This window comes from Mumia flava (genome assembly GCF_002797495.1).
Lineage (GTDB): Bacteria > Actinomycetota > Actinomycetes > Propionibacteriales > Nocardioidaceae > Mumia > Mumia flava.
The window spans coordinates 1,863,699-1,877,697 of sequence record NZ_PGEZ01000001.1; the positions used below are offsets into that span (position 1 = coordinate 1,863,699).

The 13,999-nt window shown below is 73.6% G+C and carries 18 protein-coding genes; 6 read left to right on the top strand and 12 right to left on the bottom strand.

Annotation, left to right across the window (positions count from 1 at the left end; translation table 11 throughout):
- Positions 1-45 precede the first annotated feature (45 nt).
- Genes pcaDC through pcaH form a run of 4 tightly spaced genes read right to left on the bottom strand, consistent with a single transcriptional unit; the run spans position 46 to position 3,972 of the window.
- Positions 46-1,299 carry a bifunctional 3-oxoadipate enol-lactonase/4-carboxymuconolactone decarboxylase PcaDC gene (gene pcaDC / locus CLV56_RS08790; RefSeq protein WP_039358424.1) on the bottom strand — a complete coding sequence of 418 codons (1,254 nt, stop codon included), beginning with the start codon at positions 1,297-1,299 and terminating at the stop codon, positions 46-48.
- Positions 1,296-2,585: a lyase family protein gene (locus CLV56_RS08795; protein ID WP_039358426.1), complete on the bottom strand. Its 1,290-nt coding sequence runs from the start codon at positions 2,583-2,585 to the stop codon at positions 1,296-1,298. The genes pcaDC and CLV56_RS08795 overlap by 4 nt, the downstream gene beginning before the upstream one ends.
- Positions 2,586-2,590: 5 nt before the next feature.
- The gene (pcaG, locus tag CLV56_RS08800; RefSeq protein WP_100414707.1) at positions 2,591-3,187 is read right to left on the bottom strand and encodes a protocatechuate 3,4-dioxygenase subunit alpha; all 597 of its coding nucleotides are present in this window, start codon (positions 3,185-3,187) and stop codon (positions 2,591-2,593) included.
- Positions 3,184-3,972, bottom strand: coding sequence for a protocatechuate 3,4-dioxygenase subunit beta (gene pcaH, locus CLV56_RS08805; protein WP_039358429.1), 789 nt, complete (start codon positions 3,970-3,972; stop codon positions 3,184-3,186). The genes pcaG and pcaH overlap by 4 nt, the downstream gene beginning before the upstream one ends.
- Before the next feature lie 74 nt (positions 3,973-4,046).
- Here pcaH and CLV56_RS08810 point away from each other — a divergent pair, with 74 nt between their 5' ends.
- The 3 genes from CLV56_RS08810 (at position 4,047) to CLV56_RS08820 (ending at position 6,469) form a co-directional block, all read left to right on the top strand.
- Positions 4,047-4,793: an IclR family transcriptional regulator gene (locus tag CLV56_RS08810; protein ID WP_039358431.1), complete on the top strand. Its 747-nt coding sequence runs from the start codon at positions 4,047-4,049 to the stop codon at positions 4,791-4,793.
- Between the two features lie 90 nt (positions 4,794-4,883).
- Complete coding sequence (locus CLV56_RS08815) at positions 4,884-6,074, top strand: 4-hydroxybenzoate 3-monooxygenase (protein WP_039358434.1); 1,191 nt, start codon at positions 4,884-4,886, stop codon at positions 6,072-6,074.
- 89 nt (positions 6,075-6,163) lie between these two features.
- The gene (locus tag CLV56_RS08820; RefSeq protein ID WP_170224775.1) at positions 6,164-6,469 is read left to right on the top strand and encodes a DUF1905 domain-containing protein; all 306 of its coding nucleotides are present in this window, start codon (positions 6,164-6,166) and stop codon (positions 6,467-6,469) included.
- Positions 6,470-6,521: 52 nt separating this feature from the next.
- On the opposite strand, the gene soxR is transcribed toward CLV56_RS08820, so the two are convergent.
- Positions 6,522-6,980 carry a redox-sensitive transcriptional activator SoxR gene (gene soxR, locus CLV56_RS08825; RefSeq protein ID WP_039358438.1) on the bottom strand — a complete coding sequence of 153 codons (459 nt, stop codon included), beginning with the start codon at positions 6,978-6,980 and terminating at the stop codon, positions 6,522-6,524.
- A gap of 102 nt (positions 6,981-7,082) precedes the next feature.
- Between soxR and CLV56_RS08830 the strand changes: the two genes are divergently transcribed.
- Genes CLV56_RS08830 through CLV56_RS08840 form a run of 3 tightly spaced genes read left to right on the top strand, consistent with a single transcriptional unit; the run spans position 7,083 to position 9,015 of the window.
- Entirely contained in the window at positions 7,083-7,814 is a 732-nt protein-coding gene (locus tag CLV56_RS08830; protein ID WP_039358441.1) for a thiamine pyrophosphate-dependent enzyme, read from the top strand.
- Positions 7,811-8,731 (top strand): transketolase family protein, encoded by a 921-nt coding sequence (locus CLV56_RS08835; RefSeq protein WP_245857719.1) that lies wholly within the window; start codon positions 7,811-7,813, stop codon positions 8,729-8,731. Before CLV56_RS08830 ends, CLV56_RS08835 begins: the two co-directional genes overlap by 4 nt.
- Complete coding sequence (locus tag CLV56_RS08840; protein ID WP_039358447.1) at positions 8,728-9,015, top strand: WhiB family transcriptional regulator; 288 nt, start codon at positions 8,728-8,730, stop codon at positions 9,013-9,015. Before CLV56_RS08835 ends, CLV56_RS08840 begins: the two co-directional genes overlap by 4 nt.
- Before the next feature lie 115 nt (positions 9,016-9,130).
- Here the strand turns inward: CLV56_RS08840 and CLV56_RS08845 are convergent, their stop codons facing one another.
- The 7 genes from CLV56_RS08845 to CLV56_RS08875 all read right to left on the bottom strand — a co-directional run bounded on the left by CLV56_RS08845 (position 9,131) and on the right by CLV56_RS08875 (position 13,998).
- Positions 9,131-9,424, bottom strand: a complete 294-nt coding sequence (locus CLV56_RS08845; protein ID WP_039358450.1) for a DUF503 domain-containing protein — start codon at positions 9,422-9,424, stop codon at positions 9,131-9,133.
- A 2-nt stretch (positions 9,425-9,426) separates the two neighbouring features.
- Complete coding sequence (locus CLV56_RS08850; protein ID WP_100414708.1) at positions 9,427-9,939, bottom strand: universal stress protein; 513 nt, start codon at positions 9,937-9,939, stop codon at positions 9,427-9,429.
- A 29-nt stretch (positions 9,940-9,968) separates the two neighbouring features.
- The gene (locus CLV56_RS08855; RefSeq protein WP_100414709.1) at positions 9,969-10,463 is read right to left on the bottom strand and encodes a GNAT family N-acetyltransferase; all 495 of its coding nucleotides are present in this window, start codon (positions 10,461-10,463) and stop codon (positions 9,969-9,971) included.
- On the bottom strand, positions 10,460-11,728 hold the full coding sequence (locus CLV56_RS08860; protein ID WP_039358453.1) for an RNA polymerase sigma factor: 1,269 nt from the start codon (positions 11,726-11,728) through the stop codon (positions 10,460-10,462). The genes CLV56_RS08855 and CLV56_RS08860 overlap by 4 nt, the downstream gene beginning before the upstream one ends.
- A 43-nt stretch (positions 11,729-11,771) precedes the next feature.
- Entirely contained in the window at positions 11,772-12,194 is a 423-nt protein-coding gene (locus tag CLV56_RS08865) for a YciI family protein (protein WP_039358456.1), read from the bottom strand.
- A gap of 122 nt (positions 12,195-12,316) precedes the next feature.
- Positions 12,317-12,808: a hypothetical protein gene (locus tag CLV56_RS08870; protein ID WP_039358459.1), complete on the bottom strand. Its 492-nt coding sequence runs from the start codon at positions 12,806-12,808 to the stop codon at positions 12,317-12,319.
- Positions 12,809-12,882: 74 nt separating this feature from the next.
- Entirely contained in the window at positions 12,883-13,998 is a 1,116-nt protein-coding gene (locus CLV56_RS08875; RefSeq protein ID WP_039358462.1) for an acyl-CoA dehydrogenase family protein, read from the bottom strand.
- Position 13,999 lies beyond the last annotated feature (1 nt).

Genomic DNA, 13,999 nt, shown 5'->3' on the forward strand with positions numbered 1-13,999 from the left:
TGGGCGTTCGCTGCGCGAACATCCGTGCGTTCCATGAACAGACTATCAAAGTGCGCCGTCGGCGGCGTCGATCTCCGCGAAGACCCGCTGCATCACGCCGAGCGCGGAGTTCGACACCGGCACCCCTGCGTAGACCCCGGTGTGGATCAGCACCTCCGCGACCTGCTCACGGGTCAGGCCGTTGCGCAGCGCCGCCCGGACGTGCATCGCCAGCTCGGCCTCGTGCCCGAGCGCGGCCAGCAGGGCGAGCGTGAGCATCGAACGGGTCGGGCGATCCAGGCCGTCACGTCCCCAGACCTCGCCCCACGCGTACCGCGTGATCAGCTCCTGAAAGGGCGCGGTCAGGTCGTCGGCCCGCTCGGTGGCCCGATCGACGTGCGCATCCCCGAGCACCGCCCGCCGCACCGCCATCCCCCGCGCGTACGCGTCCCCGTCCGCCCCGTCCGCGATTTGTCGAGTTGCGGCGCGATCCGCATCCGCAGAAGGCTCCGCAACTCGACGAATCGGGGTCGGGACGGGCTGGAGGTGACCCCGCAGGAGCGCGGCGACGGTCTCGGGCGCCTCCGCGGGGGCGAGATGAGCGGCCTCGCCGAGCACCACGGACCGCCCGTGCTGAACCCCGTGCGCGATCGCCGCCAGCGACTCCGGCGGCGTCGGGCCGTCGTGCGCACCGGCGATCGTCAGGACCGGTGTCGCGATCTCACCCAGCCGGCCCCGTACGTCGAAGGTCGCGAGGGCGTCGCAGACCTGCGCGTACCCCTCGTCGTCGGTGTCGCTGAGCGCGTGCAGCAGCGCCGACCCGGTCGCCGGCTCGCGGTCGAGGAACCCGGGCGCGAACCACCGCTCGGCCGATCCCGCCACCATCGAGGGCGTCCCCGAGGTCCGGACGAGTGCCGCCCGGTCGCGCCACATCGCCTCGTCGCCGATCCTCGCGCCGGTGCACAGCAGCACGGCCGCATCGACGCGGTCGGGGTCGTCGAGCAGAAGCTGCAGCCCGACCGCGCCCCCGACCGAGTCGCCTGCGTACGCGAAGGTCCCCGCGTCGCCGCGCGCCACACCGACCCGGTCCGCGAGCTCGAGCACGCCCCGGGCCAGCTCGGCCATCGTGAACGCACCGCCGACCGGCGCCCCGCCGTGACCGGGCAGGTCCCAGCCGACGACGTGGAACACGTCGCCGAGGAGCCGCGCCGTGGACGCCCACAGGGTCGCGCACGTGGTGCCGAGCGACGGTCCGACGATCAGCAGCGGCCGCGACGCGTCGCCGGCGAGCTCGGTGGCGGGAAGGGTGGGGACGGTCATCCGGTGATCTCCAGGGAGGTACGGGCCCGGGCCAGGACGACGTCGACGATCGCGTCGGCGGCTCCGAGGTCGTCGGGCAGGATCAGGTCGGGCGAGTCGGCGGCGGGGGCGTTCCCCACGAGGGCCGCCATCGAGCGGCGCTCGGCGGTGACCTCCGCGCCGACGCCCTCCAGTCGTTCGCGCATCCGACGCGGATCGACCTCGAGACCGGCGAGCAGCTCGGTGGTGTGCGACGCGGCGACCAGCGCCCGACGCGCCAACGTGCGTGCCGTGCCCCACTCGGCGTGCCAGGCGCCGTCGGAGCGCTGGTCGACGGCGAGCGTCGCCGCGGTGTGGAGGGTCGAGGCGAGCGGGGGTGCGGCGATCGCAGCACGGCGGATCAGCACCGACAGGACCGGGTTGCGCTTGTTCGGCATGGTCGACGAGCCGCCCTTCCCGTCCGCGGCCGGCTCGGCGACCTCACCGATCTCGGGTCGCCCCAGCGCGAGCACGTCGGAGGCGATGTGCCCCCACGCGTCGCTGCACGTGACGAGCGCGTCGCCGAGACGGGTCAGCGGCGACCGTACGACGTGCCACGGGGCCGTCGGCACCGCCAGCCCCAGCGCACGCGCGCACCGCGCCACCAGCTCCAGGGCCGCCCGGTCGGCCGGGGGTGCGTGGACCGGTCGCGCACCGACGGCGGCGTCTCGCACCAGCGTCGTCGCGGCCGACATCGTGCCACCCGCGCCGCCGAACGCGATCGGCAGCGCGGAGCGCACCCGCCGCAGGTCGTCGGCGGCATCCAGGACCCCGGTCAGCCAGGTCGCCGCCAGAAGTCCGAAGGTCGTCGGGACGGCGTGCTGGGTCAGCGTGCGTGCGGTCATCGCGCTCGCCCGATGCCGCTCGACGAGCCCGAGGAGTGCGCGCGCTTGTGCGGCCATCTCGTCCAGCACCGCGTCAGCGGCGTCGCCGAGGGCGAGGACGAGGCCCGTGTCGACGACGTCCTGACTGGTCAGGCCGCGGTGCAGCCACCGCGCCGCCTGCTCGTCGCCGCGCTCGGACAGGCGTTCGCGCATCGTGCGGACCAGGGGGATCACCGGGTTGCCCCCCGCCTCTGCAGCCGACGCCAGCGCGTCGGCGTCGGCGAGCCCGACCAGACCGAGCAGGTCGGTCGACGTCGGCGCCACCCCGGCTCCGTGCAGGGCGTCGAGCCACGCCTGCTCGACACGGACCATCGCGGCGAGGAACGCGTCGTCGGACGCGAGGTCGCCGGCTCGCTCGTCACCGGGCCACAGCAGATCCCCCATAGGGGTCAGTGTCCCGGAAACGACAGGAAGACGGTCTCTCCCGCACCCTGGAGCCGGACGTCGAAGACGTAACCGTGCTCGTCGGGCGACGCCACGAGCGTCGTGCGCCGGTCGGCCGGCAGCGACGCGAGCAGCCGGTCCGAGGCGAGCGCCCCGTCGTCACCGGGCAGGTACGCGCGGGTGAACAGCCGGTTCGTCAGGCCCCGCGCGAAGATCGTGACCGCCCAGAACGCGGCGGCACCGGGCTCGGTCGGACCCGGGGTCAGGGTCGTGAACGTGTAGCGGCCGTCGTTGTCCGTCGCCGCGCGACCGAAACCCGTGAACGTCCAGCCGTCGCGGCGCAGCGACCCGGTCCGGCGCGAGACCGAGCCGTCCGGCCCTGCCTGCCAGATCTCGAGCAGCGCGTCCGGTACGGGTCGGCCGGCGCCGTCGACGACGGTCCCGCCGAGCCGCACCGCACCCGGGGTGCCCGGCGCGACGAGCTCGGAGTCGCCGTCGTACGGAAGCGCGTACCCGAAGAACGGGCCGACGGTCTGACCGGGCGTCGCGGTCAGGGTCGGGCTGGCGTCGCTCGGCGTGTCGGTCGTGGCGTCGCTGCTCATGCGTGCTCGTCCTCGCTCTCCAGGTACGTGCGGTGGCTGCCGGTCAGGACGATGTCCCAGCGGTAGCCGGTCGCCCACTCGTGCGTCGTGACGTCGTGGTCGTAGGTTGCGACGAGCCGCTCGCGGGCCTTGGCGTCGGTGATCGACTGGTAGATCGGGTCGAGGGAGAAGAGCGGGTCGCCGGGGAAGTACATCTGGGTGACCATCCGCTGGGTGAACTCCCGCCCGAACAGCGAGAAGTGGATGTGCGCGGGCCGCCAGGCGTTGTGGTGGTTCTTCCACGGGTACGGTCCGGGCTTGATCGTCTGGAACCGGTAGTTCCCGTCGCCGTCGGTCAGGCAGCGGCCCGTACCGGTGAAGTTCGGGTCGAGCGGCGCAGGGTGCTGGTCGCGCTTGTGGATGTAGCGACCGCCCGCGTTCGCCTGCCAGACCTCGACGAGCTGGTGGCGGACCGGACGACCCTCGCCGTCGACGATCCGGCCCGTGACCACGATCCGCTCGCCGACCGGCTCGCCCGCGTGCTGGATCGTCAGGTCGGCCTCGAGCGGGTCGACGTCGCTGTGCCCGAAGCACGGCGCCCACACCTCGATGGTCTCCGGGTCCGCGTGGTGGAGGTCCTTGGTCGGGTGCCTGAGGAGGCTGCTGCGGTACGGCGGGTAGTCGTAGCGCGGCTGCGTCTCCTCGGCGCCGCTGCGCTGGTAGTCCTGCTCGATCGCGGTGATCTCGGCGCTGACCTCGGCCTGGCTCGCCGCGGCGCCGTCCGGGTCCACTGGGGTGCTGCTCATGGCCCGGACGCTACGTGAGCCGAGCCACGTCGCCGAACACCCGAGTTTCACCCAGCGGAAGTATCATCGCCGTGATGGCCGGCAACACCTCGACTCCCGGAGCGACCGTGACGTCCCGTGTGCTCGCGGTCCTCGGCGCGTTCGACGCCGACCACCGGCGGCTCCCGCTGACGACGATCGCCGAGCGTGCGGGCCTGCCGCTGCCGACCGCGCACCGGATCGTCGGCGAGCTCGTCCGGGGCACAGCGCTGGTCCGGCGACCGGACGGGCGGTACGTGATCGGACGGCTGATCTGGGACGTCGGGCTGCTCGCGCCGGTCGAGTCGGACCTGCGCCAGGTCGCCGAGCCGTTCCTGCACGACATCTACGCGGCGACCCTGGCGACGGTCCACCTCGCGGTCCGCGACGGCGACGAGGTGCTGTACCTCGAGCGGATGCGCGGACGGGCGTCCGTCCCGGTCGTGAGCAGCATCGGCTCGACCCTGCCGATGCACGCGACCGGCGTCGGGAAGGTGCTGCTCGCGCACGCGCCGGAGGACGTACGGCTGCGTGTGCTCGGGTCGCTGCGCCGGATCACGCGCTACACCATCACCCAGCCCGGCCGGCTCGACGAGCAGCTCGCTCAGGTCCGTCGGGACGGGTATGCCACGACCAGCGAGGAGATGACCCTCGGCGCCTGCTCGGTCGCGGTCCCGGTGCGACGCGACGACGAGGTGGTCGCCGCGATCGGGATCGTCGCCGCGTCCCTGAAGCGAGACCGGTCCCGGCTCGTCACGGCGCTCCAGGTCGCGGCACGCGGGATCGGTCGCCAGCTGCACTGACCCTGGGCGCACGGCCGGCGGGCTGCAGAGGTTCCGCTCAGCGGAAGGCCTGGTTTCGCACCGTGACGCGCGGCACGGTTGCATGACCCCATGAGCGAACGCACCGAGACCACGCAGGTCCTCATCATCGGCGCCGGCCCGGCCGGCATGCTGCTCTCGCACCTGCTCGCCGACGCCGGCGTCGAGTCGATCGTGCTCGAGACCCGGTCGGAGGAGTACGTGGCCGCACGGATCCGCGCCGGCATCCTCGAGCACTCCACCGTCGACCTGCTGCGATCGGTCGGGCTCGCCGACCGGCTGGAGAGGGAGGGCGACGAGCACCGGGGGATCTATCTCCAGTGGCCCCACGAGCGGCACCACCTCGACTTCGTCGACCTCGTCGGACGCTCGGTCTGGGTCTACGGGCAGACGGAGGTGCAGAAGGACCTGGTCGCCGCCCGCGGTGCCGCGGGACAGGTGGTGCACTACGAGGTCGACGACGTCGCCCTGCACGACCTTGAGTCGGACCGCCCGTCGGTCACCTTCACCGACGCCGACGGCACCACGGTCCGCGTCACCGCGACGGCGGTGGCCGGGTGCGACGGATCGTTCGGGCCGAGCCGTGCCGCCGTACCGGACGGAGTCCGCAGCACGTGGGAGCGCACCTACCCGTACTCCTGGCTCGGCATCCTCGCCGACGTGGCGCCGTCGACCGACGAGCTGATCTACGCGTGGCACCCGGACGGGTTCGCGCTGCACTCGATGCGCTCGGAGAGCGTGAGCCGGCTCTACCTCCAGGTCCCGAACGGCACGCCCGTCGACGACTGGAGCGACGACCGGATCTGGGACGCGCTCGCGAGCCGGCTCGGCCACGGCCAGGACGGCTGGGAGCTGACGCCCGGCCCGATCACGGACAAGAGCGTGCTGCCGATGCGCAGCTACGTGCAGGCGCCGATGCGGCACGGGCGGCTGTTCCTGGCCGGCGACGCGGCGCACATCGTGCCGCCGACCGGCGCCAAGGGACTGAACCTCGCGGTCGCCGACGTCGCGCTGCTCGCCCCCGCCCTCGCCGCTCTCGTACGCGACGGCGACGCCCGCCTCGCCGACGCGTACTCCGACGACGCCCTGCGCCGGGTCTGGCGGTGCACGCACTTCTCGTGGTGGATGACGACCATGCTGCACACCGGCGACGACCCGTTCGACGCGCAGCTGCAGCGCTCGCAGCTCCAGTGGGTCGCCACGTCGCAGGCCGGGGCGCAAGGCCTCGCCGAGAACTACGCCGGCCTTCCCCTCGGCTTCTGAGGCTCGCGAGTCGCGCAGGGCGGGCTCGCGAGTCGCGCAGGGCGGGCTCGCGAGTCGATGCTGTCGGTCAGCAGGGCTAGCGTCGGGTCGTGGAGGTTCAGCAGTACGAGTTCGACACGCCGGTGTGGCGTACGCCGGGCGAGACAGGCTGGTACTTCGCGACGCTGCCGCACGACGTCAGCGACGACATCGACGCCCGTACGGAGGTTCGCGCGGGGTTCGGGTCCGTACGGGTCCGGGTGCGCGTGGGTGCGACGGAGTGGGAGACGTCGGTGTTCCCCGATCGCCGGCGCGGGAGCTACGTGCTGCCCGTCAAGAAGGCGGTACGGAAGGCTGAGGGCATCGCCGAGGGCGCCAGGATCCGGATCGCACTGACCGTGCTGCGCACCGCGTGACTCGTGAGCCCGCCGTGCGCGACTCGTGAGCCCGCCGTGCGCGACTCGCGGCTCAGGTGTCGGACGGACGGTCGCCGAGCAGGTAGCGAGGGCCGGGCCCGAGCCGCGCGGCACGGTCGCCCGGGTTCGACAGGCGGCAGGTCTGCAGCGACAGGCACCCGCACCCGATGCAGGAGTCCAGGTCGTCGCGCAGCCGCACCAGCTCGGAGATCCGTTCCTCCAGCCGACCGCGCCACGAGCGGGACAGCCGGGTCCAGTCCCTCTTCGTCGGTGTCCGGCCGGACGGCAGGGTCGCGAGCGCCTCACGGATCTCCTCGAGCGTGAGCCCCACGTGGGCTGCGGTCCGGATGAACGCCACCCTGCGCAGCGTGCTGCGGACGTACCGCCGCTGGTTGCCGGAGGTGCGGATCGAGCTGATCAGGCCGATCGACTCGTAGTACCGCAGGCCCGACGCCGCCACGCCGGAGCGCTCGGCGACCTCCCCGATCGTCAGAACCGGCTCCGCAGACACGCCGCACCTCCCGCCCGAGACTCCCGCCCCGAGGCCCCGGCCCCGGATCGCCGGCGCCGGACGCTTGACCTCAAGTTCACTTCAACTTGCACGATAGCAGCCATGACCACGACCACCACCCGCTCGGACCCTGCGGCAGCCGCGCCGGCCGCCGTACCGTCCGAGGTGCTCGACCTCCTGGCCCGGATCACGGGCGACGAGAAGCACGACCCGGCCTCCCACTCGACCCTCGACGTCCTGTGGGTGCTCCACCGGTACGTGCTCGACGTCGCGCCCGACCGGACGGACGACCCCGATCGCGACCGGTTCCTGCTCTCCAAGGGCCACGGGCCGGCCTCCTACTACGCCGTGCTCGCCGCGCTCGGGTTCATCGCGCCCGACCAGCTCGACCGGGTCGGTTCCTGGGAGTCCAGGCTCGGGCACCACCCGGACCGGACTCTCGTGCCCGGGGTCGAGATCGGCAGCGGTTCGCTCGGGCACGGACTGGCGCTCGCCGTCGGCACCGCACTCGGTCTGCGGGCGCAGGGCCGCACCCGCGCACGCGTCGTCGTGCTGGTCGGGGACGGCGAGCTGGACGAGGGCAGCAACGCCGAGGCGATCGCCCTCGCCGGCCGGCTGGGGCTCGGCCGGCTCACCTGCGTGGTGGTCGACAACGACTCCGCCGCGCTCGGATGGCCGGGCGGGCTCGCGGGCCGGTTCACCGTCGAAGGCTGGGACGTCGACACGGTCGACGCTCACGACCAGGCGGCACTCCGTACGACCCTCGACGTCACCCACCCCGACCGTCCGAGGGCGGTCGTCGCCCGAACCGCACCGAGGGGAGGACGCCGATGAGTGCTCCGGCGATGCGCGAGCGGTTCTACGACCAGGTCGGCCGGCTTCTCGACGACGACCCGCGGGTCGCACTCGTCCTCGCGGTGATCGGCGCGTCGGCCGTCGACCCGGCGGTGGCGCGCCGCCACCCCGCCCGCCTGATCGACGTCGGCATCCGCGAGCAGACCATGGTCGGCGTCGCGGGCGGTCTCGCCCTCACCGGGATGCGCCCGATCGTGCACACGTACGCACCGTTCCTCGTCGAGCGCGCCTACGAGCAGGTCAAGCTCGACCTCGGCCACCAGGACGTCGGTGCGGTCCTGGTCAGCACGGGCGCGTCCTACGATGCGAGCAGCGCCGGCCGTACCCATCAGGCGCCGGCCGACGTCGCGCTGATCTCGGCGCTTCCCGGCTGGACGGTGCACGTCCCGGGTCACGCCGACGAGCTCGCGGCCGTCCTCACCGCCGCCGCGGGGTCCGACGACCGGGTCTACGTCCGGATGTCGTCGCAGTCCAACGATCGCGCGTACGCGACCGACGGCCGTCTCCACCTGGTCCGCGACGGCGGTGGTCCGCTCGTCGTCGCGGTGGGCCCGATGCTCGATCCGGTCCTCGCCGCGACCACGGGCCTCGGTGTCCGGGTGGCGTCGACCTCGACGCCGCACCCGTTCGACGCGCCCGGGCTGCGCGCACTCACGGCAGCGCCCTCGGACGGGTCCGCGGCGCCCGCCGAGGTCGTCGTGGTCGAGCCGTACCTCGAGGGCACGTCGGCCGCCGCCGTCGCCGCGGCGCTGGCCGACCGGCCGAGCCGCGTGCTGCACGTCGGGGTCCGACGCGACGTGGAGGTACGCCGGTACGGGACCCCGAAGGACCACGCGGCTGCGCACGGGCTCGACCCCACCGGACTGCGCCAGCGGATCACGGGGTGGCTGCGATGACCGACCTGCGCCTGCTGCTCCCCGTGCCCGACGGGGTCGTCGATCACACCGTGCCCTGCCGCGACGGCGACGAGCCGGACCTCTGGTTCGCCGAGCACACCGCGGACGTCGAGCGGGCCAAACGGCTGTGCCGGGCGTGCCCGCTGCTCGAGGCCTGCCTCGACGCCGCCGTCGCGCGGCGCGAGCCGTGGGGCGTGTGGGGCGGCGAGGTGTTCGTGCGCGGCGCCCCGGTCGAGCGCAAGCGCGGTCGCGGTCGTCCGCGCACCGACGAGCAGGCGGCCTGAGGTAAGTCACCGCGCCGCCAGGGCCGACTCGCGACCCCGCCCGGGATGACTCGCGACCCCGCCAGGGGCGACTCGCGACCACCCGACTTGGGCGCGGTCGGTCGCAGCGGCGCGGTCAGTCGTGGGTGTTGAAGAACGCCCGGTGCGAGGCCAGCAGCTCCACCTCGGGGCGCCGGGCCATCGCGTCCTCGACCCGGTCGAGCACGTCGATCACGTGCGCGTTGTCGCCGGCGACGACGGCGATGCCGATGCCCGCACGGCGGTAGAGATCCTGGTTCTCGGTCTCGGCCACGGCGACGTCGAACGTGCGACGGAGGTCGGCCACGATCGGGCGGACCACCGCGCGCTTCTGCTTCAGCGACGCCACGTCACCGAGCAGCAGGTCGAACTCGATCGTGCCGACCCACATGCTCACTCGTCGAAGTCGGCGTCGAGCACCTTGCGCTGGCCGGGCGTCGCCTCGATGTCGGTCGGCTGGACGATGACGACCGTGGCCTGGGCGTGCCGCACGATCTGCTCGCTCACCGAGCCCAGCACGAGTCCCTTGAACCCGCCGAGCCCACGTCGGCCGAGCACGATGATCGCGACCTTCGCCGAGGCCTCGATGATCCGGGTGGCCGGCTTGCCGTGCACCGCGGTCGTGCGGACGTCGACGGTCGGGTAGTCGGCGACCACCCCGGCGATGTCAGCGGAGAGGCGCTTCACGACCGCCTCGGCGAAGTCCTCCAACGGAGGCATGTAGCCGGGCTCCCAGCTGTCCGGACGCGGAGCCGTGGTCAGCACCCACGCCCGTACGACCGTGACCGCCTGACCGGTCGTGGACGCGTACTCCAGCGCCCACCGCAGCGCCTGGTCGGAGAAGTCGGACCCGTCGTGACCGACGAGCACGCCTCCGTCGACGTCGATCTCCTTCGTCGTGGCCATGCCTCAACCTACCGCGACGACGGCACCGCTCACCCTCCCGGTGCGGCACCGCGCTCCAGGTCGGTGACGCGGACTCCGTCCGCGACCTCACGCTCGCCGCACGACACGAACCCGTGCCGCACGTAGAGGGCGAGCGCGGGCCCGTTCGCGCTGCCGGTCGCCACCACCGTGCGGTGCGTGGGTGCCCACCCGGCGAGCGCGTCGAGCAGCGCCGACGCGATGCCGCGCCGGTGGTGGGCCGGGTCGACCACGAGGCGGTCGATGTCGACCGTGCCGTCGTCGAGCCGGAACCAGCTCACCGCGCCCACGAGCCGGTCGCCGTCGAGCGCGCCGAGGAACGTCGCGGTGCTCGCCCGGAGCTGCTCGAGGGACTCGGTGAGCAGCGGCAGGTCCGGGAAGGCGATCAGCTCGGCCTCGACGGCGTACGAGGCCCGCTGCAACGCCAGCAGGGCCGGGCCGGTGACGGCGTCGCCGGGATCGATCTCGTGGATCGCCAGCTCGGGGCCCGTCCCGCCCGGCGTCACGAGACGGCCCGCTGCTGGGCGGCCGCCGCGAGCTCGAGGAGCGCACGGCGGTCGTGCGCGGTCGGCGCGATCGCGGCCGCCTCCTCGTAGGCGCCGGCAGCCTCACGGTCGCGACCCGCGCGGGCCAGGAGGTCGGCGTGCACGCTCGGCAGCAGGTGGTAGCGCGCGAGCCGGGAGTCCGAGCGCAGCGCCTCCACGACCGGCAGCGCCTCCGCGACCCCGTACGCCCGCGACACCGCGACGGCGCGGTTCAGCTCCACGATCGGCGACGGGTTCAGCGCCGCCAGCGCGTCGTACAGGGCGACGATGCGCTGCCAGTCGGTCGCCTCCGGCCTCGTCGCCCGCGCGTGGCAGGCGGCGATCGCCGCCTGGAGCGTGTACGGCCCGAGCGGGCGACGCAGCCCGACGGCGTGGTCGAGCGCAGCGAGACCGTGACCGATCAGCGTCCGGTCCCAGCGCGAGCGGTCCTGGTCGTCGAGCAGCACCGGCCTCCCGCCCGCGTCCGTACGGGCGGCGAACCTCGACGCCTGCAGCTCCATCAGCGCGACCAGCCCGCTGGGCTCGGGCTCCCGCGGCAGCAGCGCCGCGAGCACCCGCCCGAGGCGCATCGCCTCACCGCACAGGTCGTCGCGGACCACCCGGTCACCGCTGCTGGCGGAGTAGCCCTCGTTGAAGACGAGGTAGATCACCTCGAGCACCGCGCGCAGGCGCTCGGGCAGCTCCTCGGCGGACGGGATCTCGAACGGGACCCGGGCCTCGGACAGGGTGCGCTTCGCCCTCGAGATCCGCTGGCCCACGGTCGCCGACGGGGTCAGGAACGCGCGCCCGATCTCGTCGGTCGACAGGCCGCCGAGCATCCGCAGCGTCAGCGCCACCTGCGCATCGCGGGACAGCACCGGGTGGCACGCGACGAACACGAGCCGGAGCACGTCGTCGCCGACCGCGTCCTCGACGACGCCCTCGGGGTCCGGGGTGGCGGCCCGGCGCTGCGCCTCGAGGTCGGGGGCCATCACCTCGTACTTGTGCCGGCGGTTGTCCTCGCGGCGGATCCTGTCGACCGCGAGGTTGCGCGCCACCTTGGTCAGCCACGCCGCGGGGTTGTCCGGGACGCCGTCGACCGGCCACTTCTGCAGGGCGACCACGAGGGCGTCCTGCGCGAGGTCCTCAGCGAGCCCCACGTCCCCGACGACGCGGACGAGCGCGGCGACCACGCGGGCGGACTCGATCCGCCACACCGCGTCGATGGTCCTCCCGACGTCACGCAACGGCGCCGTCCTCGTACACGTCCGACCGGCTCCCCGCCGACCCTCAGGCACCCTCGAGCTGGTCGCGCAGCCGCGTCTCACGCTCCACGATCTGCGGCGTCGCGTCGGTGAAGTCCTCGAGCTCGAAGACCTGGCGCAGCTCGAGCTCCGAGGTCTCGTCGTCCGCCCTCGGGCAGCGCTTCGCCCACTCGACGGCCTCCTCGAAGGACTTGACCTCCCAGATCCAGAACCCGGCGAGCAGCTCCTTGCTCTCGGTGAACGGACCGTCGACGACGCGGACGTCAGCGCCGTCGAACTGCACCCGAGCGCCGTACGAGCTGTCCCGCAGCCCCTCGCCCGCGATCATCACGCCGGCGTTGACGAGCTCCTCGTTGTAGCGGCCCATCGCCTCCATCATCTCGTTGTCGGGCGTCGCTCCCGACTGCTCGGTCTCCGGCGTCGCCTTGACCAGAACCATGACCTTCATCGCGAACTCCTCTGCTGGGGCCGCCGGACCCGTGTGCCGCGGCGGCGTCTCACCCGTACGCCGAACGGCGCGCGCCCGTTTCGACATCCTGCGCGAACAACTCTCTGGACGTGGCCCACGACTCAGCCGGGGATCTCGACGACGACCCGCAGCTGACGCCCGCCCGGCGGGCACGAGGGGCCGTTCGGCTCGACGAGGGCCGGCGTCTGCGACACCCGCGTGACCGCGATCGCGCGCGCGGTGCGGTCGAGCACCCGTGCGACCACCATCACCGGGGCGTCCGGAAGGTCGATCTCCGCGAAGCCCGTCATCGTGCCGTCCGGCTCCGTGCGGGCCGAGCAGACCGCGTCCGGGTCCTCGCCCTCGCACCCCTCGTCGACCGCCCGCGTCCCCTCCGTGAGGCCCGCGACGCTCCGCTGGCACGCACCGTCCCAGCAGGCACGCAGCCGGACCTGGTTCGCACGCTCCGCCCCGGCGCCGTCGACGACCACACCCACGCCCGAGGGCGCCCCGATCTCGGTGCACGCCTGCGCTCCGTCGCCGACCGCGGTGCCGCAGCCGAGCAGGAGGGCCAACGGCGCCACCACCAGGAGCGAGCGGGGCCGGAATCCCATCCCGGCCACCCTAGAGAACGACGGCCCCGCCGGTCCAGGGACCGGCGGGGCCGTCGGGAGGGTCTCGTACGGGATCAGCCGAGCAGCTCGACCATCCCGTGGTCCTCGACCGACGCGGTCAGGGCCGCGAGGTGCTGGGCACCGGTGCCGAGGGTGCGCTCCAGCACCGTGAGGCGCGCGGAGTAGTGCCCGATCGACGCCTCGGCGGTCATGCCGATGCCTCCGTGCAGCTGGATCGCCTCCTGCCCGATGTGGCGCGCCGTCCGCGACACCTCGGCCTGCACCCGGCTCGCGACGACCGGGTCCACGCCACGCTCGGCCAGCGACATCGTCGACCACAGCACCATCGAGCGGGCGAGCTCGAGCGAGACGTACATGTCGGCCGCGCGGAAGGTGAGCGCCTGGAACTTCGACAGCGTCACGCCGAACTGCTTGCGGGTCTTGAGGTACTCGACCGTGGTGCCCACCGCGGTCTCCATCGCCCCCAGCGCCTCCGCCGCGAGCGCGACCTGGCTGCACGCGAACGACCCGGCGAGGGCTTCCTCGCCGGCGTCGCCGAGCGGGACGGCCGCCGCACCGTCGAGCACGATCCGCGCGGCGTACGCCTCGTCGGGCGTCGCGTACGTCGTGCGCGCGACGCCCGCGGCGCTCGCGTCGACGACGAAGACCCGGGTCTGGTCGCCGGCGTCGGCGCTGACCAGCAGGACGTCGGCGCTGCCGGCGTGCCGGACCGGCTCCTTGACGCCGCTCAGCGTCCAGCCGTCCGCGCCCTCGGTCGCCGTCACGCCGTACGCGGTGGTGCCGAACGGCGCCCGCGGCTCCGCGTGCGCGATCACCGCGACGGTCTCGCCGGAGGCGATCCGGGGCAGCAGGTCGGCCTTCTGCTCATCGGTCCCGGCGGCGAGGACGAGCTCGGCAGCCGCGACCACGTCGAGGTACGGCTCGGGGGTCAGCACGCGGCCGATCTCCTGCGCGACGATCGTCAGCTCGATCGCGCCGGCGCCGGCACCGTCGTACTCCTCGGGGAGGGTGAGGCCGAGCAGGCCCATCTCCGCGATCCGGCCCCAGACCTCGCGGTCCCAGCCGGGCTCGGTCGCGACGACCTTCTCGCGCCCGTCGGCCGAGGCGGCCAGCAGGGAGCGGACGGCGTCGCGGAGTGCGATCTGCTCGTTGTCCAGGTTGAAGTCCATG